Source organism: Epibacterium sp. ABZ3_068, assembly GCF_056159265.1.
Map to the genome: position 1 here is coordinate 134,867 of NZ_JBSWUV010000003.1, position 17,421 is coordinate 152,287.

General features: G+C 57.0%; 19 protein-coding genes. 15 read left to right on the forward strand and 4 right to left on the reverse strand.

Features of this window, described 5'->3' with window-relative positions; translation table 11 throughout:
- The first annotated feature begins 29 nt into the window (after window positions 1-29).
- The 5 genes from ACXAEW_RS21550 to ACXAEW_RS21570 all read left to right on the forward strand — a co-directional run bounded on the left by ACXAEW_RS21550 (window position 30) and on the right by ACXAEW_RS21570 (window position 5,075).
- The gene (locus ACXAEW_RS21550; protein ID WP_474943395.1) at window positions 30-1,832 is read left to right on the forward strand and encodes a methanol/ethanol family PQQ-dependent dehydrogenase; all 1,803 of its coding nucleotides are present in this window, start codon (window positions 30-32) and stop codon (window positions 1,830-1,832) included.
- A gap of 67 nt (window positions 1,833-1,899) precedes the next feature.
- The gene (locus ACXAEW_RS21555) at window positions 1,900-2,433 is read left to right on the forward strand and encodes a c-type cytochrome, methanol metabolism-related (RefSeq protein WP_474943396.1); all 534 of its coding nucleotides are present in this window, start codon (window positions 1,900-1,902) and stop codon (window positions 2,431-2,433) included.
- Window positions 2,408-3,271 (forward strand): substrate-binding domain-containing protein, encoded by an 864-nt coding sequence (locus ACXAEW_RS21560; protein ID WP_474943397.1) that lies wholly within the window; start codon window positions 2,408-2,410, stop codon window positions 3,269-3,271. Before ACXAEW_RS21555 ends, ACXAEW_RS21560 begins: the two co-directional genes overlap by 26 nt.
- Window positions 3,268-3,843: a PQQ-dependent catabolism-associated CXXCW motif protein gene (locus tag ACXAEW_RS21565; RefSeq protein WP_474943398.1), complete on the forward strand. Its 576-nt coding sequence runs from the start codon at window positions 3,268-3,270 to the stop codon at window positions 3,841-3,843. Before ACXAEW_RS21560 ends, ACXAEW_RS21565 begins: the two co-directional genes overlap by 4 nt.
- Window positions 3,844-3,923: 80 nt before the next feature.
- Window positions 3,924-5,075 (forward strand): hypothetical protein, encoded by a 1,152-nt coding sequence (locus ACXAEW_RS21570; RefSeq protein WP_474943399.1) that lies wholly within the window; start codon window positions 3,924-3,926, stop codon window positions 5,073-5,075.
- Window positions 5,076-5,090: 15 nt separating this feature from the next.
- Here ACXAEW_RS21570 and ACXAEW_RS21575 read toward each other — a convergent pair whose 3' ends face one another.
- Both ACXAEW_RS21575 and ACXAEW_RS21580 read right to left on the reverse strand, forming a co-directional pair.
- The gene (locus ACXAEW_RS21575) at window positions 5,091-6,032 is read right to left on the reverse strand and encodes a YncE family protein (protein ID WP_474943400.1); all 942 of its coding nucleotides are present in this window, start codon (window positions 6,030-6,032) and stop codon (window positions 5,091-5,093) included.
- A complete protein-coding gene (locus tag ACXAEW_RS21580; RefSeq protein WP_474943401.1) occupies window positions 6,016-6,561 on the reverse strand; it encodes an SRPBCC family protein in 546 nt (181 codons plus the stop codon). The genes ACXAEW_RS21575 and ACXAEW_RS21580 overlap by 17 nt, the downstream gene beginning before the upstream one ends.
- Window positions 6,562-6,770: 209 nt before the next feature.
- On the opposite strand from ACXAEW_RS21580, the gene ACXAEW_RS21585 reads away from it, so the two are divergent.
- The 7 genes from ACXAEW_RS21585 to ACXAEW_RS21615 all read left to right on the forward strand — a co-directional run bounded on the left by ACXAEW_RS21585 (window position 6,771) and on the right by ACXAEW_RS21615 (window position 12,056).
- Window positions 6,771-7,970, forward strand: a complete 1,200-nt coding sequence (locus tag ACXAEW_RS21585; protein ID WP_474943449.1) for an ABC transporter substrate-binding protein — start codon at window positions 6,771-6,773, stop codon at window positions 7,968-7,970.
- Between the two features lie 13 nt (window positions 7,971-7,983).
- The gene (locus tag ACXAEW_RS21590) at window positions 7,984-8,955 is read left to right on the forward strand and encodes a YVTN family beta-propeller repeat protein (RefSeq protein WP_474943402.1); all 972 of its coding nucleotides are present in this window, start codon (window positions 7,984-7,986) and stop codon (window positions 8,953-8,955) included.
- Between the two features lie 15 nt (window positions 8,956-8,970).
- Window positions 8,971-9,414 (forward strand): cupredoxin domain-containing protein, encoded by a 444-nt coding sequence (locus ACXAEW_RS21595; protein WP_474943403.1) that lies wholly within the window; start codon window positions 8,971-8,973, stop codon window positions 9,412-9,414.
- Window positions 9,415-9,440: 26 nt separating this feature from the next.
- Complete coding sequence (locus ACXAEW_RS21600) at window positions 9,441-9,686, forward strand: PepSY domain-containing protein (RefSeq protein ID WP_474943404.1); 246 nt, start codon at window positions 9,441-9,443, stop codon at window positions 9,684-9,686.
- A gap of 36 nt (window positions 9,687-9,722) precedes the next feature.
- Window positions 9,723-10,682 carry an ABC transporter substrate-binding protein gene (locus tag ACXAEW_RS21605; protein ID WP_474943405.1) on the forward strand — a complete coding sequence of 320 codons (960 nt, stop codon included), beginning with the start codon at window positions 9,723-9,725 and terminating at the stop codon, window positions 10,680-10,682.
- 79 nt (window positions 10,683-10,761) lie between these two features.
- Window positions 10,762-11,463: an ABC transporter permease gene (locus ACXAEW_RS21610; protein WP_474943450.1), complete on the forward strand. Its 702-nt coding sequence runs from the start codon at window positions 10,762-10,764 to the stop codon at window positions 11,461-11,463.
- The gene (locus ACXAEW_RS21615; protein WP_474943406.1) at window positions 11,460-12,056 is read left to right on the forward strand and encodes an ABC transporter ATP-binding protein; all 597 of its coding nucleotides are present in this window, start codon (window positions 11,460-11,462) and stop codon (window positions 12,054-12,056) included. The genes ACXAEW_RS21610 and ACXAEW_RS21615 overlap by 4 nt, the downstream gene beginning before the upstream one ends.
- A gap of 30 nt (window positions 12,057-12,086) precedes the next feature.
- Here the strand turns inward: ACXAEW_RS21615 and ACXAEW_RS21620 are convergent, their stop codons facing one another.
- Both ACXAEW_RS21620 and ACXAEW_RS21625 read right to left on the reverse strand, forming a co-directional pair.
- Window positions 12,087-13,064 carry an HpcH/HpaI aldolase/citrate lyase family protein gene (locus tag ACXAEW_RS21620; RefSeq protein ID WP_474943407.1) on the reverse strand — a complete coding sequence of 326 codons (978 nt, stop codon included), beginning with the start codon at window positions 13,062-13,064 and terminating at the stop codon, window positions 12,087-12,089.
- A 149-nt stretch (window positions 13,065-13,213) separates the two neighbouring features.
- Window positions 13,214-13,846, reverse strand: a complete 633-nt coding sequence (locus ACXAEW_RS21625) for a response regulator transcription factor (RefSeq protein WP_474943408.1) — start codon at window positions 13,844-13,846, stop codon at window positions 13,214-13,216.
- Between the two features lie 215 nt (window positions 13,847-14,061).
- Between ACXAEW_RS21625 and ACXAEW_RS21630 the strand changes: the two genes are divergently transcribed.
- The 3 genes from ACXAEW_RS21630 to sucD are packed head-to-tail and all read left to right on the forward strand — an operon-like array spanning window position 14,062 to window position 17,420.
- On the forward strand, window positions 14,062-15,306 hold the full coding sequence (locus ACXAEW_RS21630; protein ID WP_474943451.1) for an aminotransferase class V-fold PLP-dependent enzyme: 1,245 nt from the start codon (window positions 14,062-14,064) through the stop codon (window positions 15,304-15,306).
- A gap of 27 nt (window positions 15,307-15,333) precedes the next feature.
- On the forward strand, window positions 15,334-16,533 hold the full coding sequence (locus ACXAEW_RS21635) for a malate--CoA ligase subunit beta (RefSeq protein WP_474943409.1): 1,200 nt from the start codon (window positions 15,334-15,336) through the stop codon (window positions 16,531-16,533).
- Window positions 16,530-17,420 carry a succinate--CoA ligase subunit alpha gene (sucD, locus tag ACXAEW_RS21640; protein ID WP_474943410.1) on the forward strand — a complete coding sequence of 297 codons (891 nt, stop codon included), beginning with the start codon at window positions 16,530-16,532 and terminating at the stop codon, window positions 17,418-17,420. The genes ACXAEW_RS21635 and sucD overlap by 4 nt, the downstream gene beginning before the upstream one ends.
- Window position 17,421 lies beyond the last annotated feature (1 nt).

The following is a 17,421-nucleotide window of genomic DNA, read 5'->3' on the forward strand; positions in this document are numbered from 1 at the left end:
CGAGGAACCGCAATCTTTGGGAGGAAGAGATGAAGAAGCTTTTGCTTTTGGCGTCTGGGATTGCTTTGGCATCCGGGACGGCTGCCTTTGCAAACGACAATCTTGTCAGCGAAATCGCAGACCCAAGCCAATGGGCCATTCAAACTGGCGACTATAAGAACCAGCGTTATTCGCAGCTTGACCAGATCAATGCGGATAACGTCGGAGACCTTCAGGTCGCTTGGACGTTCTCGACCGGTGTTCTGCGCGGTCACGAGGGTTCACCGCTGGTGATTGACGATGTGATGTATGTGCACACGCCGTTTCCGAACATCGTCTATGCGCTGGATCTGAATGAAGACGGGCGCATCATCTGGAAGTATGAGCCCAAGCAAGATCCGGATGTTATCCCGGTCATGTGTTGTGACACGGTTAACCGTGGCGTGGCCTATGCAGAAGGCAAAATCTTCCTGCATCAGGCAGACACCAAGGTTGTGGCGCTTGATGCCAAAACCGGTGCTGTTGTCTGGGAGGTTGTAAACGGTGACCCGTCCAAAGGTGAAACCAATACCGCGACCGTCCTGCCAGTAAAAGACAAAGTGATTGTTGGTATCTCGGGCGGTGAATTTGGGGTGCGCGGGTCTGTAACGGCCTATGACATCAATACCGGTGAACAGGCCTGGCGGGCCTATTCCATGGGACCGGACAGCGATATTCTGGTTGATCCTGAAAACACCACACACCTGGGGACCCCGGTGGGCGTGGATTCCGGAACCAATACCTGGGAAGGCGATCAGTGGATGATCGGTGGCGGCACCACATGGGGCTGGTATTCCGCGGATCTTGAAGAGAACCTGATGTACTATGGCACGGGCAACCCGTCCACCTGGAACCCGGCGCAGCGTCCTGGTGACAACCGCTGGTCCATGACCATCATGGCGCGCGACATCGACACTGGCGTTGCCAAGTGGTTCTATCAGATGACCCCTCATGATGAGTGGGATTATGACGGCATCAATGAAATGATCCTGACGGAGCAGGAAATTGATGGCCAGATGCGCAAGCTTCTGACCCACTTTGACCGCAACGGTCTGGCTTATACGATGGACCGCGTATCCGGTGAACTTCTGGTCGCCGAGAAATTCGATCCGGTTGTGAACTGGACCACCGGTGTTGAAATGGATCCGACGAACGAAAACTATGGCCGCCCCTATGTGGTGTCCCAGTATTCAACCGAGCAGAACGGCGAAGACGTGAACTCGACCGGTATCTGCCCGGCGGCGCTTGGAACCAAGGATCAACAGCCTGCGGCCTATTCACCCAAGACCGAGATCTTCTATGTTCCGACCAACCACGTCTGCATGGACTATGAGCCGTTCCGCGTGTCTTACACGGCCGGCCAGCCCTATGTCGGTGCGACCCTGGCGATGTACCCGCCGGCGGACAGCCATGGTGGTATGGGTAACTTCATTGCCTGGAACAACGTGACCGGTGAAATCGAATGGTCGATCCCCGAGCAGTTCTCTGTCTGGTCCGGTGCACTGGCCACTGCGGGAGACGTTGTGTTCTATGGCACGCTTGAGGGCTATCTGAAAGCGATCCATGCCGAAACCGGTGAAGAGCTTTACAGGTTCAAAACGCCGTCCGGCATCATCGGCAACGTGATGACCTATGAACATGACGGCAACCAGTATGTATCGGTTCTGTCGGGCATTGGTGGCTGGGCCGGTATTGGTCTGGCGGCTGGTCTGACCAACCCCAACGATGGTTTGGGTGCTGTGGGCGGCTATGCTGCGCTGAGCGACTATACCGCGCTGGGTGGTCAGCTGACCGTGTTCAAACTGCCGAACTAACCAAAACTGAACTCACTGGCGGGCGCCAGCTGCGCCCGCCGCTTCTAGGAAAAACAGGTGACACACTATGCGCAAGACAGGTCATGCCTTTGTTGGACTATGCCTATTGAGCAGCCTTACTCTGCCAGTACAGGCGGAAGACGTAAAACTGGACCCGGCAAATCTGGAGGCCGCCTATTCCGAAGACGGTCGGTATTACACGGCGGACGATATTCCAACATACAACATAAATGACGAAGGCGCGGTGGATTGGCTGACCTATTCCGGGTTCCGCCGTTATCACTCTGAATGCCACGTGTGCCACGGGCCGGAAGGCGAAGGGTCGACCTATGCGCCCGCGCTGAAGGTTTCTGCCAACAACATGGATTATTACGATTTTGTCGATGTGGTAACCAACGGGCGCAAGGTTGTGACACCGGGTGGTCAGGACTCTGTCATGCCGCACTTTGGCGATAATGCGAACGTGATGTGCTATCTCGATGATATTTATGTGTATCTCAAGGCGCGCGGCGCTGGTGACGTTCCACGAGGACGACCGGGCAAGAAAGAGGCCAAATCCGACGTGATCCGCGAGGATGAAAATGCCTGCCTTGGGATCTGATCCGGGACTTAACTCAGTCTATCGATTTGCCTTCGCCCTTATTTTTTGCGTGCTGGGCGGGGCACTCTCGGCGCAGACTTCGGATTTGGTGTCCAGCACCGCACTCCGTGTCTGCGCCGATCCGGCCAACTATCCAATGTCGATGGAAGACGGCTCGGGATGGGAAAACAAAATGGCTGATCTGGTGGCCGAAAAACTGGAGCTGCCGGTGCAATACACCTGGTTTCCACAGGCGACCGGCTTTGTTCGTCAGACCCTACGGGTCAAGAAATGCGATGTGATCATGGCCTATGCCCAGGGACATGAGCTGGTGCAGAACACCAATCACTATTTTACCTCCGTTTACACTTTAATCCTGCCCGAAGGCTCTGCGCTGTCCGGAGTAGCATCGCTCGGTGATGCACGGTTAAAGGGAGCACGGATCGGAATCGTAGCCGGCAGCCCTCCGGCCACTCATATGGCGCGCAACGGGCTGATCGCAAATGCCAAAGGCTATAACCTGTTTGTGGACCGACGTGTCGAAAGCCCGGCGGTGGATATGCTGGAGGATCTGAAAGCAGGCGATATCGACGCGGCGATCCTTTGGGGGCCTTTGGGTGGCCCGATGGTCAAGGCGGATTATCCGGAAATGGAAGTGGTTCCGCTGATCCAGGAAACCTTGCCGCCGCGCCTGTTCTATCGGATCACAATGGGTGTACGCCACGGAGAGAAAGTCTGGCAGCGGCGGCTCAATTCGATCATTCGCCGTAATCAGGGTGAGATCAACGCCCTATTGATCGAGGCGGGCGTGCCTTTGGTCTCTGATCTGGGCGATGCGGTTCTGGAGGTCAACCCATGAGGGGGCGGGCAGGGCGACATCTGAAAAGACTTGCTCTGGCTGCAATCCTTCTGGCACCTCCTGTGGTTGGGGTCAGCCAACCAGTGCCTGAACCAGAGGGCTACCGGCAGGGGGAATACCGGGCACCGGTCCCGGACACGCTGGCAGGAAGCCGCGTTGTCTCCGCCGAACAGGCCGCTGTTCTCTGGCAAGAGAAGGCGGCCTTTTTTGTGGATGTTCTGCCACGTCCGCCACGCCCTGAAAATTTGCCCGATGGAACGGTGTGGCGGGACAAGCCCCGTTACTCCATTCCGGGGGCCGCGTGGATGCCAAATACCGGTTATGGGACACTTGCACCTGTCTATCAGACCTATTTCGAGGACGGCTTGACCCTGATCACGGCAGGGGATCACACGCAGGCTTTGGTGATTTTTTGCCAGGCGCAGTGCTGGATGAGCTGGAATGCGGCCAAACGGGCGGTCGAACTGGGCTATTCCAACGTGCATTGGTTTCCGGCTGGAACGGACGGATGGGCAGAGCAAGGGTTGCCAACCGAGGAACTCCAACCGCTGGCAGGTTTGCCGCAACGTTGATGCAGCCGCGGTGCTTGGCTGTCACAGATTCATGCTAATTTCGAACCTGGACATGGTTCACATTTCATTGGGGGGAAGTCATGGGAAAGACAGTTGTTTTTGGCGGGATGCTGGCGGGGGTCTCTGTTCTGGCACTGATTGGCTTGTTTACGCCGGGCCGCAATATGGATGCGGTCAAAGAGCTGGCAGACGCAGCCGTTGCCGATACAGCGACCCAGGTTCAGGCGCTGGAGGCGCGGCTGGACAGTGTAGAGGCAGGATCGGCTGAACTTTCGGCGCAGGTTTCTGCTCTTGAGGGCGAGCTGGCAGACGCGCAATCCCGGTTGCAAGATCTGACACAAGCCAGCGCCGGGACTGCGGATCTGGCAAGCCAACTGTCTGCCATGGAAAGCAGGCTGGCTGGAGCGGAAGCGGCGGCGGAAACTGCGGTTGCCTCAGTTGAAGAAGTCGCAAAACGCGCAGCCCCTGTTGTGTCAGGTGCCGAAAGTTCCGGCGGCGCTCCGAAGGGCGCAGTCATAAACGTGGATGCTGCTGGCGTGTCTCCGGGGGAAACGGCTGTGTTTGCAGATGGTGGACTACGAATTTTCATCTCGCGACTGATGCCCGAAGATGAGGCCATACGGGTCAGCGTCGCCCGCGAGATGAAAGAGCTGAGCCTGGGACAACGGCAGATTTTTGCGGTAGGTGAGGAATATTGCGGGGTCACCCTGGATGGGTTCAATGCTGAGGGTGCAGTTCTGACGGCCCTATGCGGTGATGACTTACCCGCGCCGGCAGGGGTGCGCGCCGGGGAGACGGCGGTCTTACTGGATGGGGCGCTGCGGGTTTTTGCATCGCGGGTAGAGGAAGATGCCGCGCAGATCTCTGTAAGCGGCAATCTCATGACGCTGGATGTGGGCCGGTCCGTTCCGGTTACAGGAAAGGATGGCCCCTGCCGGGTGAGTCTTGAGGCGGTGGATCGTGGTCACATGACAGTCAGCGCGGTTTGCGATGCGTCTTTGGCCCTGTCTGAACCGGTTGCGCCGGGATCAACCGTGGTTCTGGGCGATGGCGCGGCGCGCGTGTTTGTGGCCTCGATCCAGGATGACAGCGCTTTGCGCGTGGCGATCAATGGACAGAAGGTGGTTTCTGGCGAAGTCCGTGATCTGTTCCCAACATCCGAAACCTGCGGAGTCCAGGTTGAAGAGATCGACGATGGCGCCGCGACTTTCAGCTATCTCTGCGCAGAGTGATCGGGCCTAAGCCAGTTAGGGGCTTTCCAAAAGGAAAGTCCCAAAGGCGCGCGGTCCATCTCCGGTGTCCCACGCCTGTGTTATTTCAAAGGTCAGCGCATCAACCCGCGCCAGAGTGTTGTCGAACCAATGGGCAACCAGAATAGCGCTGCCGTCGCTGGTGGTGTCGATCCCTTCCGGGTATTCTCCGACCTCTATCGTGGCCAGGCTTTCAAGGGTTTCAAGGTCAATCACGCTGAGGGTGTTTTCATATTGGTTGGTGACAAAGGCCCGCCCTTGGGCAAAGGCCACACCATAGGGTCGATCTCCAACCTCAACCGTCGCAATTGGGCCGGTCTGTGGCGATAAAACAGTCAGATCGTCGGAGCCGACATTGCCGACAAACAGTCGCCCATCCGGTGCAAACCGCAGACCATAGGGACGCATACCCGTGGGGTATCGCGCGACCAGTTCAAAGGTGTTTGCATCAAAGATTGAGACCTGATCAGCGTCACGGTCAGCCGAGGCAAGGAAACGGTTGTCATCAGAAAGCGCTAGCCCGGCGGGTGCGGCACCAGTGGTCAGCTCGGCGACGGGCTCAAGTGTTTCTGCCGCCAACACCCAGATCCGAGCGTTGTACCAATCCGAGACAAAGACGTGGTTGCGGGTTTGATCAAGGGCAATGCCGTTTGGGCCTCCCTCCAGCTTGACCTGTGCCAGGATCTCTCCGGACTGCGGATCAAGACGGGTGATCGTGGCCGTGTCAGGTGATACAACAAAGACGCCGCCAGAACTGACTGCGATACCAGCTGGCTTTCCGGGCAAGGCCCAGTCGCGGGTTTGGCCGCTGTCCAGATCGATAACTGTCAGCCTATCCCCGCTTTGACAGGTGACAAATGCCACATCCGCAAGAAGCGGCCCGCCCCAAAGGGCGAAGGCCGCAGCAATGGTTCCAAATGGATTAAGACCCCGGTGCACCAAAACGTTCCTGAAGCGCCTGAAGACCCAATTGATAAACGCCGGTGACCGCTGCTTTTGCGGCCTCGTCATTCAGGTTTTCTGGCGGATCATTGTTTGGGTAGCCCCGATAAAACGCGCCGCGCCATTCAATCAGAGATCCGCCGCCGTCGCGGGGCTTGACCGTGAGATGGGATGAGTAGTTGGTCACCGGCAATGTTTCCACGGCCACATCAGTGATCCGATAGGAATAGCTCATCTTTTCGGCGCTGTATTTATACAGCACTTCGGCGATGGTTGGTCCACCTTCCTGACCCAGTGTCAGCACACGGGTTGCGTCAATTTCGTTACCGTTTTCGCCGGTCGAACTGTGAACGGCCGGGTGCCAGGACATATCCTGGAAATTGCCAACGGCTGCCCAGACCTCTGCAGGATCTGCCGCGACTTCTACTGTTTCGGTGACTTTTTGCCGTGTCGGCCCGTGGGCCAGTGCAAGCCCAGGAATTGCCGCGGCCAAGGCCAAGCTTCCAATGAATATACGACGGTGCATAATTCCTCCCATGTTGTTTTTCCACCCGCCTCGCGCGCGCGAATAAAGGTGTCTCTCTCCTTGGCACCAGCAAAGGACGTCCGGCCACAACTGTCCATTCTTAAGAAATAAGAATCGTAAGAGCTCCGTCACTTGCTACGGTTTTATGTGTGGCGCGTGCTGATGGAGAGGACGGTTTGGGTTTTTCCGAACTGAAGGTAAGCGCCGCGATGGGAGGGAACGTGCGACAGCTTGTGCTGAGTTTTTTTGCGATTCTCCAAGGCATTGCCCTTGCGGGATCCGTCCACGCCTTGGAGGTGCGGGCTGCAGTATTGCGGGTGGATTATCAAACGCAGCTGCCCATTTCACGGTTTGACTACCAAGCCAAGGATCTTGGCTTTGCCGGGGCGGCGCTTGCGGAGGCGGACAACAACACAACCGGCTCTTTTCTGGGGCATCAGTTTTCCACCGTGACCATGGCCTCTGCGCCGGATCAGGCATCCGCAGCGATGGAGAAGATCCTGACCGATGGCATCCGCCTGATCGTGGTGATCGCGCGGCGTGATGATCTGCTGCGTCTCACCGATCAGGCCGCTGAACAAGGAGCGCTGGTGTTCAACGCAATGGCGCCGGAAAACGATCTGCGCAGTTCCCAGTGTCGGGCAAATCTGCTGCACACAGCGACCAGCAACGGTCAGCAGGCGGATGCGATTGCCCAATTTGCCCTTTGGAAGAAATGGAACCGCTGGCTGTTGGTCTCTGGCTCCAACCCCGAAGATCTCGCGATTGCCGAAGCCTATCGCCACGCGGCGCGCAAGTTCGGGGCAAAAATCGTCGAAGAGCGCGTGTTCGAGGACACCGGCGGCGCGCGACGTACGGATTCAGGTCACGTTCTGGTGCAGCGCCAATTGCCGGTTTTTATGCAGGATACGGCAGAACATGACGTGGTGATTGCGGCGGATGGCAATGACTATTTCGCGGCTTATCTTCCTTATCATCTGTGGACGCCGCGCCCTGTGATGGGCTCGGCGGGGCTGCGCCCGGTTCAGATGCATGGAGGTCACGAAGCCTATGGTGCGACGCAGTTTCAGAACCGGTTTGAGAAAATCGCAGGCCGGTACATGCAGGACGAGGATTACAACAGCTGGATTGCACTGCGCGCTGTGGGCGAAGCGGTGACACGCGCAAATACGGCAGAGCCTGACGGCGTGAAGGCATATCTATTATCGGATGAATTCGAACTGGCCGGTTTCAAAGGGCATGGCATGTCGTTTCGCCCCTGGAATGGGCAGATGCGTCAGCAGGTGATCCTGTTTGATGATCGCATCACCGTAAGTGTCAGCCCGCAGGACGGTTTTCTGCACCGCCGCAGCCCCCAAGACACGCTGGGGCTAGATGAACCGGAATCCAAATGCACTGCTTTCAACTGATACGAGGATGATCATGAAATCATTAGTACTGACAACTGCACTGGTCCTCTTGGGCAGCGCAGCATGGGCCGGGAAGGCGTTTGTCTCAAACGAGCGTGGAAATACCATCACCGTGGTTGACACCAACACATGGGAAGTCACGGCGGAATTTTTCGGAGGCAACCGCCCACGGGGCATTACCATGAGTCCGGATGGCAGCAAGTTATATGTCTGCGCCTCGGATGATAATCTTGTGCGTGTTTTTGATGCGGAAACCTATGAGGAGCTGCCGTCGCTGCCCTCTGGCCCGGATCCTGAACTGTTCATTATCGAACCCTCCGGCACCCGGCTTTACATTGCAAACGAAGACGACAATCTGGTGACCGTGACCGATACGGAAACCCGCACGGTTCTGGCCGAGGTGCCGGTTGGTGTGGAGCCCGAAGGCATGGGGATGAGCCCGGACGCAAAATGGGTGGTCAATACCTCCGAGACCACAAATATGGCGCATTTCATTTCGACCGAGGATTACAAAATAAAACACAATGTGCTGGTCGATCAGCGTCCCCGCTATGCGCAATATACGGCGGATGGGACACGGCTTTATGTAAGTTCAGAGATCGGGGGCACCGTCAGTGTGATGGATATTGCACCTGATGGCGCGCCCACATTGATCAAGAAAATCGGTTTCGAGGTGCCGGGTGTCTTGCCCGAATGGCTACAGCCCGTTGGTGTCAAGGTCACCAAAGACGGCAGCCGGGTCTTTGTTGCCCTTGGGCCTGCAAACCGGGTTGCTGTGGTGGATGGCAACACTTTGGAAGTTCTGGACTATATCATCGTGGGGCAGCGGGTTTGGCAGTTGGATTTCACACCGGATGAGAAATACCTGCTGACCACCAACGGCAATTCAAACGACATCACAATCATCGACGTGGCCCGGGAAAAGGCCATCAAATCGGTGCAGGTGGGCGATCAGCCTTGGGGCGTTGTCACCCAGCCGAACTAGGGGAGGAAACCTGAAATGAGAACGTTTTTGGCGGCTGTGTTTGCAAGCACTCTGGCCGCGCCTTTGGCAGCAGCGCCTTTATGTGACGATCTGGGATTTGCCGGGCTTCTGGCAAAGTGCAACCGGGGCGACACAATAGAGCTGACGCTGGCCTCAGGTCAGCCACTGCATGAAACCGGGTCCGTTATGTTGCAGTCCGGAGCCTATTACAAATTGCAGATCACGGCGGATGGCTCGGCTGAACTGGCGGTTTCAGGCGCAGACTTCTTTCGCGCGATCTGGATGAACGAAATCGTCATCAACAAGATCGAGATCCGCCCCATGGCCGTGGATTCAATCGAGTTCGACAAGGCTGGCGTGGTGGAGCTGTCGTTTATCGCGATCAAACCCGGCAGCCATGTGCTGCGCATTCCGGGCACCAGCGGCGCATCGCAGCAGGTGACCTTTAATATCCAGTGATGACTAGGCTAAAAGGAGTATAGAATATGAAAAAATGGTTTGCGATATTGGCTTTAACGGCAAGTCCGGCTCTGGCGGATGGTCATGTAGACGCCGAGACTGTGAAAAAGATCGAAGCCATGCTGGCCGCGATGGAGTGTCAGATGGACCCTGATGACATCGAGGTCGAAGAGGACGGTTATGAATTGGACGACGTGATCTGCAAGGGCGGCAAACAGTTCGATATTGAACTGGATAAAGACCTGAACGAAGTGAGACGCCGGGCTGAATAGGACAAGCGGTCATACCGCTGCATTTGGGAGGATGCCATGAAGCTATTGTCACTGACATTGGCAGCGGTTGTTGCAGCCGGTGCCGCGCTGGCGGAGACGCCGATCATACGCGCGGCTGTGCTGAAAATCGGAACGGTCAATTGGGAATTGGCCACGATTACCGAAAACGGGCTGGACGCGAAATACGGCTTTACCCTGGATATACAGCCCTATGCGGATAATGGGGCCACCCGGATTGCAGTAGAGGGAGATGAGGCCGATATGGCCGTTGCCGACTGGATCTGGGTGGCGCGTCAACGCGCGGCGGGCAAGGATTACGTCTTTGTTCCCTATTCCAAGGCGGTGGGCAGTATCGTGGTGCCCAAAGACAGTGACGCGGTGACACTTCCTGATCTGGCAGGGAGCAAAATTGGAATAGCCGGCGGCCCTTTGGACAAAAGCTGGCTGATCCTGCGGGCTTATGCGCAACAGGAATATGGCTTTGACCTCAAGGCCGAAACCGAACAGGTCTTTGGCGCCCCTCCGCTGATTTTCAAATCGGGTTTGGGCGGTGACCTAGGGGGGGCCATCAATTTCTGGCATTTCCTGGCCAAGATGAAAGCCAGCGGCATGCGCGAGCTGATTTCGGTTGAAACCGCAGGGCAGGCCTTGGGGCTCAATACGGACACGCCCTTGCTGGGGTATTATTTCAAAGAGAGCTTTCTGGCGGAACATCCGGATCTGGCGCAGTCTTTCTATGACGCAAGTCGTGAGGCCAAGGAGATGCTGGCCCAGTCTGACGCCGCCTGGGATGCTGTTCGGCCACGGATGAATGCCAAGACCGACGCCCAGTTCGAACAGCTGCGCAAAGATTGGGTGGCTGGCATCCCCGCGCGCGGCGCGGTTGATCTGGATGGGGCAAACAAGATGCTGGGCCTGATGTATGAGCTGGGTGGAAGCGAGCTTGTAGGTGAGGCGACTTCTGTGCCGGAGGGCCTCTTTGCCACGCTTGACTGAGGTGCAGAACACCAAAGGCCAAAGGGAAACCGGCGCTGCCCAGCGGTATGTGCCGGTTTTATCGGTGTTTGGGTTGTTGATGCTTTGGATTGTGGCGGCGTATTTTGGGGGAGATCCGCAAGTGCTGCCGCAACCTTGGGCGTTGATCCCTTTGTGGCAACAAGAACTCGCCTCGGGTGAGTTGGTCACACATCTGCTGGCAACGTTGGTCCGGGTTGTCTGGGCCTTTGGGCTTGCGATGTTTGTTGGCACTACGCTGGGTGTGATAATGGGGCGGTATGAGCATATCAATCGCTGGCTGGATCCCTGGCTTGTAATCTTTCTGAACCTTCCGGCGCTGGTGCTGATCGTCCTGTGTTACCTCTGGATTGGCCTGACAGAGACAGCCGCAATTTTGGCCGTAACTTTGAACAAGATCCCCAATGTGGCCACCGTCATCCGCGAAGGCGCGCGTGCGCTGGATCCGCAAATTGACGCCATGGCGCGGGTCTATCGGATGCCTTTGGGAACGCGAATACGTCATGTGATGTTGCCCCAGCTGGCCCCCTATATCGCCGGGTCGGCCCGTACCGGGATTGCGGTGATCTGGAAGATCGTTCTGGTGGTGGAATTTCTGGGTCGATCGTCTGGCATTGGCTTCCAAATTCACCTTTATTTCCAGTTATTTGATGTGGCGATGGTGCTGGTTTACGCGCTCAGCTTTATTGCGGTTATGCTGGCCGTGGAATGGCTGTGCTTGCAACCGTTTGAGCGCCGGGTCCGGCGGTGGCGCAGCGCATGATCGCAGTTGACATAAAGTCCAAATCCTATGGAGCGACGCCGGTTTTGTCGCAGCTGACGTTTGACGTCGCGGATGGGGAGACAGTTGCAATTCTTGGGCCCTCCGGCGTCGGGAAGAGCACTTTGCTGCGGATCATTGCGGGGATTGACGGGACCTTTGACGGGGCAGTCCGGCGCCCTGACAACCTTGCGGTCGTGTTTCAGGAGCCAACCCTGCTGCCCTGGCGCTCTGCTTTGGACAATCTGCGACTGGTCCACCCAAATGTGCCACAGCAGCAGTTGCTGGCGATGCTCGAACGGGTTGGGCTGGCGGGAAAAGGCGCGCGGTTTCCTGGGCAATTGTCCCTGGGGCAGCAGCGGAGACTGGCGCTGGCCAGGGCCTTTGTCGGACGCCCTGAGGTGCTGATACTGGATGAACCCTTTGTCTCGTTGGATCAGGACATGGCGGAAGACATGATGGATCTGACACAGGGGCTGATCGCCGAAGTGCGGCCTTCTACCGTGTTTGTCACCCATGCCCGGACCGAAGCAGAGTATCTGGCGGACCGGATTCTGACCCTTGAAGGGTCTCCCGCCACGCTGGCACGCCCCTGAAACACAGATGGCTCAGGGGCGTGGATGTTTTTATGCGCCCGAAATCTGTTTGGCTTTTTCCACCAGGACTTCGGCTTGGCGGATAGAGGCATAATCGATCAGACGGCCGTCCAGAGACACAGCGCCTTTGCCGGCCGCTTCGGCCTCTGCCATGGCTTTTAGGATGCGGTTTGCCTTGGTGATTTCCTCGTCCGAGGGGCTCATGACTTCATTGGCCAATGCCACCTGCGAGGGGTGAATGGCCCACTTGCCCTCGCACCCCAGAACAGCCGCCCGATGGGCCGCTGCGCGATAGCCGTCAGGGTCGGAAAAATCACCAAAAGGACCGTCGATTGGACGCAAGCCATTTGCCCTGGCCGCAACCACCATCATGGCCAAAGCAGAGTGCCACATATCCCCCCAATGTACCTCACGCGCACCTGTGGCATCTGGATCCGTGAGAACTGAGTAATGCTGGTTTACACCCCCGATGACAGTGGTCCGTGCGCGCATGGACGCGGCATAGTCCGCGACCCCGAAATGCAGGCTTTCATTGCGCTTGGAGGCGGCTGCAATTTCGCTGACATTCTGCATGCCCAAAGCGGTTTCAATGATGTGCTCAAACCCCACCCGCGAGGTCAGTCCGGTCGCGTCTTCAACCTGTGTCGCCAGCATGTCCACGGCATAGACATCAGCGGCCGTTCCAACCTTCGGGATCATTATCAGATCCAGCCGTTCTCCCGCTTGTTCAAGGACGTCAACCACATCGCGATACATGTAATGCGTGTCCAAACCGTTGATCCGGATCGACATGGTTTTTGTGTTCCAGTCGATGGTGTTCAGCCCTTCGATGATGTTCTTGCGCGCCTGTTCTTTTTCATCCGGCGCAACAGAGTCCTCAAGGTCAAGAAAAATAACATCGACATCAGATTGTGCTGCTTTTTCAAACATTTGAGGTTGCGATCCGGGAACGGCCAGCTCGCTGCGATTCAGACGACCGGGGGCCTGTTCGATGACGTGAAAACTCATATTGATTGCTCCTCCTGCAGATGAGTTTTGAGGGTCTTGTGGCGCCCAGATCGGGCTGCCACTCGCCCCCAGACAGGGGAAGAGATTCTTCAAAAGTCAAGAAATTTTATTGCGCACTACGGTATGCAAAAGACTGAAAATTGCGCGATCTATCGGTTCGTTTTGCGCTCCAGCGGCAGGCGTGACGCATAGTAAAACGCGATGGCTTGGGCACGGTTTCGAACCGACAGTTTTTCGAAGAGATTCGAGAGGTGAAATTTCACCGTGTTGGTGGATATCCCCAGCTCCTTGGAGAGCTCCCGATTGGTGAGCCCTTTGGACAACGCTTCAAGGATCACGCGCTCCTTTCGAGACAGCGATTGGATCGGGTCGGTTTGCAGGTCGCGGATGTCGACAAAAGGGAAAACCATCTTGCCCGCATGAACATCGATGCAGGTGGTCAAAAGCCCGTTCACCTCACCCGAGCGCGGCGCAAAGCCGGCCGCACCAGCGGCCATCGCAAGGCGAGGGTAGTCGCCAGTGTGATCATCAAACACCACCAGTCTGGGCGCGGCTTCCTGTTCGCGCAGAACATCCACCAGCTTGGCGGCACCCAACGCGGGCAAGTTCCATTCGACCACGCCGACCTCTGCGGGCATGCGCAGGAAGGCAGAGAGAAACCCCTCGGCCGTAGCGCTGGTGGCCAGGACCGAGAAGCGCGGATCCTTTTCAAAAATCTCAGACATGGCGGACAGAACCAGCGGGTTGCTGTCGGCTAGAATGATCCCAATCGGTTTGTCCATTTTCGTTAACCCCCTGTCAACAAGCCATAAATCACAGAAACCTACCCATATAGGTAGGGTCATATGCGGTATACACCGGGATACTTACCCAAACGGGTGGGCGATCCCCCACCCAAATGGATGCCCAAAAGCAGGAGTATCGTAGGTTGCGCGATTCTCAAAACGCCGCTTCTCTAGTCAAATCCGATAATTTGGCTGAAGAGGGAGGCAGCTTTATGGTCGCCAATGTATTTCCACCGCTTTCAATTCCCGAAACTATAGCCGCGGGTCCGGGCCCCGGAAACACAGACAAGAGGGTGCTTCACGCGTTCTCTAGTGCTGGGATTGCGGACCATATGCACCCCAGCGTTTTGCAAGGCATGATCGAGTGCAAACAGATGTTGCGTGCGATCATGGGAACCCAGAATATCCATACGTTTGGTGTGGCCGGAACCGGTTGGAGCGGGCTTGATGTGCTGCTCAACGCTATTCAGGCCGGTGACAAAGTGGTTGTTTTCGTCAATGGTACCTTCTCCGGCATTGACGGGTTGACCGTGCGGATGAAGGCCGCAACGGCAGCTGAGCTGGCCGCGAACTCCACAGATCCCCAGGCAGAAAGCGTTGTGACAATCAATGTCCCGCATGGCCAATCGGTTACGGCTGATGTGATCGAAAGCGCCTTGTCCGAGCACAAGCCGAAATGGGCAGTAATGGCGCATTGGGAGACCGGTTCCGGGCGGATCAATGATGTCGAGGCCTTGTCCCGTTCCTGTGAAGCGCATGGTGCGATGGGGCTTGTTGATGCGGTCTCATCACTCGGGGTCGAGGACTTTTCGATTGATGACTATCCAGGCATCGTCGGCTGGGCCTCCTGTCCGCAAAAAGGCATCTGCTGCTTGCCGCTGACCTATGCGCCCGTGTCGCTTTCGGATCGCTATATTGACTCGCTCAAGGCCACGGGGACCCGCAGCTTTGCCCATCACGCGATCATGGAAGCGCGCCATTGGGGGATTATCGACGGTCAGGATGTAGAAAAGGGAACCTATCACCGGACCCATTCAGCCTATGCCGTGGCCGCCTTTCACGAGGCATTGCGGATCGCATTGCAAGACACTGTTGCCAAACGTGCCGAAAGCTATCGTTTCCACGAAGCCGGGTTGCGCAAAGCATTGGAGGTTATGGGCTGCGACATCACGTCAAATATGACGTCGCTTGTTGTGCTGAACCTGCCGCCCGCATTGGCGGGGCGCGAAATGGAGATCGTGCAGACCTGCCGGGCGGAGAATTTTGGTATCTGGCCCACATTGTCAGAGCCGGTGCAGATCCGCATCGGCATCCTGAACCTGCTGAGCGCCGCGCATATCACAGACATCGCAAACCGTTTTGCCGCTGTCTTGCGCAAGGCTGGTTTGGACGTGGATCAGGGCGCGTTGGACGCTGCTTTGGAAGACCATTTTGCTCAGGCGATTGCAGCACAATAGCCAGGCATAAAGGGGAGGAGGAAGAAAATGGATATTCATGAGTATCAGGCCAAGGAAGTCCTGTCGAAATTTGGCGTGGAGGTACCCCAGGGGGCGTTGGCCTATAGCCCTGAACAAGCGGCCTATAGGGCGCGTGAGCTGGGTGGAAATAAATGGGTGGTCAAAGCGCAGGTGCATGCCGGCGGCCGCGGTAAAGCGGGCGGCGTGAAAGTCTGTTCCAGTGATCAGGAGATTCAGGAAGTCTGCGAAGAGATGTTTGGCCACAAGCTGGTGACTCACCAGACCGGCCCCGAAGGCAAAGGCGTCTATCGCGTTTACGTCGAATCCGCCTTGCAGATCGACCGAGAGATCTATTTGGGTTTTGTACTGGACCGCTCCAGCCAACGGGTCATGATTGTTGCCTCCCGCGAAGGTGGGATGGAGATCGAGGATATCTCGGCCGAACGCCCCGACAGTATCGTACGCTCAACCGTCGAACCAGCGGTGGGGTTGCGGGAATTCCAAGCGCGGGAGATCGCCTTTACCCTTGGCATTGAACCGGAGTTGACACAGCAGATCGTACGCACGCTTCTGGGCTGCTACCGCGCCTTTACCGAGCTTGACGCAACGATGGTCGAGATCAACCCGCTTGTTATTACCGGCGATGGTCGCGCGCTGGCTGTGGATGCCAAAATCACCTTTGATGACAATGCTTTGTTCCGTCATCCTCAGATCTCTGAGCTGCGCGACAAAAGCCAGGAAGACCCGCGCGAAAGCCGGGCAGCAGATCGCGGACTGTCCTATGTCGGGCTGGATGGCAATATCGGCTGCATCGTGAATGGGGCAGGTCTTGCTATGGCCACGATGGATACCATCAAACTGGCCGGAGGGGAGCCTGCGAATTTCCTCGATATCGGTGGGGGAGCCTCTCCCGAGCGCGTGGCCAAAGCCTTCCGTCTGGTGATGTCAGACAAAAAGGTACAGGCGGTTCTGGTCAATATCTTCGCCGGGATCAACCGGTGTGATTGGGTGGCACAGGGTGTCGTTCAGGTTCTGAAAGAGCAGCCCGTGGACGTCCCGGTGGTCGTGCGTTTGGCCGGTACCAACGTGGCCGAGGGACAAAAGATCCTTGCCCAATCCGGGCTGCCGATCATCCGTGCCACCACATTGAGCGAGGCGGCGGAACGCGCTGTGACCTCGTGGAAAAATGACCAAGCCCAGGGCGTAAACGTGAGGGTTGTATCATGAGCATTCTGTTGAACGAAGACACCAAGGTTATCGTGCAGGGCATCACCGGCAAGATGGCTCGGTTTCACACCCGCGAGATGTTGGATTACGGAACCAAGGTCGTCGCCGGTGTGGTGCCGGGACGCGGCGGAGATGAAGTCGAAGGCGTACCGGTTTATGACACCGTAAAGGACGCCGTGGCCGCAACCGGAGCAGAAGCAAGTCTGGTCTTTGTACCCCCGCCCTTTGCAGCGGACAGTATTATGGAGGCTGCGGACGGTGGCATTCGGTACTGTGTCTGTATCACTGACGGTATCCCCGCGCAGGACATGATTGCGGTAAAGCGCTATATGATGCGTTACCCCCGCGAACGCCGGATGGTTCTGACAGGACCGAACTGCGCAGGCACGATCAGCCCGGGCAAGGCGCTTTTGGGAATTATGCCCGACCATATCTACCTGAAGGGCACAGTTGGCATTATCGGCCGTTCCGGTACCTTGGGGTATGAGGCCGCATCGCAGTTAAAAGAACTGGGAATAGGTGTTTCAACCTCTGTCGGGATTGGCGGCGATCCGATCAACGGATCCTCATTCAAAGACATTCTGCAGCTTTTTGAACAGGATGAAGACACTGAAGTGATTGCCATGATTGGTGAGATCGGCGGCCCCCAGGAAGCGGAAGCGGCACAGTATATCAAGGATCACATCAGCAAACCGGTGGTGGCCTATGTTGCGGGTCTGACCGCACCCAAAGGGCGGACCATGGGGCATGCGGGGGCGATTATCTCGGCCTTTGGCGAAAGCGCGTCCGAAAAGGTTGAGATCCTGTCCGCAGCCGGAGTGCATGTGGCAGAAAACCCATCCCTGATCGGCCAGACGATTGCGGATGTGATGGGAAAGGCGTCATGAA

Coding starts and splice junctions, on each gene's coding strand:
- ACXAEW_RS21565 (WP_474943398.1), top strand. CDS start 3,268: ATGAGGGGGCGGGCAGGGCGACATCTGAAAAGACTTGCTCTGGCTGCA.
- ACXAEW_RS21625 (WP_474943408.1), bottom strand. CDS start 13,846: ATGGACAAACCGATTGGGATCATTCTAGCCGACAGCAACCCGCTGGTT.
- ACXAEW_RS21570 (WP_474943399.1), top strand. CDS start 3,924: ATGGGAAAGACAGTTGTTTTTGGCGGGATGCTGGCGGGGGTCTCTGTT.
- ACXAEW_RS21605 (WP_474943405.1), top strand. CDS start 9,723: ATGAAGCTATTGTCACTGACATTGGCAGCGGTTGTTGCAGCCGGTGCC.
- ACXAEW_RS21615 (WP_474943406.1), top strand. CDS start 11,460: ATGATCGCAGTTGACATAAAGTCCAAATCCTATGGAGCGACGCCGGTT.
- ACXAEW_RS21630 (WP_474943451.1), top strand. CDS start 14,062: ATGGTCGCCAATGTATTTCCACCGCTTTCAATTCCCGAAACTATAGCC.
- ACXAEW_RS21620 (WP_474943407.1), bottom strand. CDS start 13,064: ATGAGTTTTCACGTCATCGAACAGGCCCCCGGTCGTCTGAATCGCAGC.
- ACXAEW_RS21590 (WP_474943402.1), top strand. CDS start 7,984: ATGAAATCATTAGTACTGACAACTGCACTGGTCCTCTTGGGCAGCGCA.
- ACXAEW_RS21550 (WP_474943395.1), top strand. CDS start 30: ATGAAGAAGCTTTTGCTTTTGGCGTCTGGGATTGCTTTGGCATCCGGG.
- ACXAEW_RS21595 (WP_474943403.1), top strand. CDS start 8,971: ATGAGAACGTTTTTGGCGGCTGTGTTTGCAAGCACTCTGGCCGCGCCT.
- ACXAEW_RS21555 (WP_474943396.1), top strand. CDS start 1,900: ATGCGCAAGACAGGTCATGCCTTTGTTGGACTATGCCTATTGAGCAGC.
- ACXAEW_RS21580 (WP_474943401.1), bottom strand. CDS start 6,561: ATGCACCGTCGTATATTCATTGGAAGCTTGGCCTTGGCCGCGGCAATT.
- sucD (WP_474943410.1), top strand. CDS start 16,530: ATGAGCATTCTGTTGAACGAAGACACCAAGGTTATCGTGCAGGGCATC.
- ACXAEW_RS21610 (WP_474943450.1), top strand. CDS start 10,762: ATGCTTTGGATTGTGGCGGCGTATTTTGGGGGAGATCCGCAAGTGCTG.
- ACXAEW_RS21560 (WP_474943397.1), top strand. CDS start 2,408: ATGAAAATGCCTGCCTTGGGATCTGATCCGGGACTTAACTCAGTCTAT.
- ACXAEW_RS21600 (WP_474943404.1), top strand. CDS start 9,441: ATGAAAAAATGGTTTGCGATATTGGCTTTAACGGCAAGTCCGGCTCTG.
- ACXAEW_RS21585 (WP_474943449.1), top strand. CDS start 6,771: ATGGGAGGGAACGTGCGACAGCTTGTGCTGAGTTTTTTTGCGATTCTC.
- ACXAEW_RS21635 (WP_474943409.1), top strand. CDS start 15,334: ATGGATATTCATGAGTATCAGGCCAAGGAAGTCCTGTCGAAATTTGGC.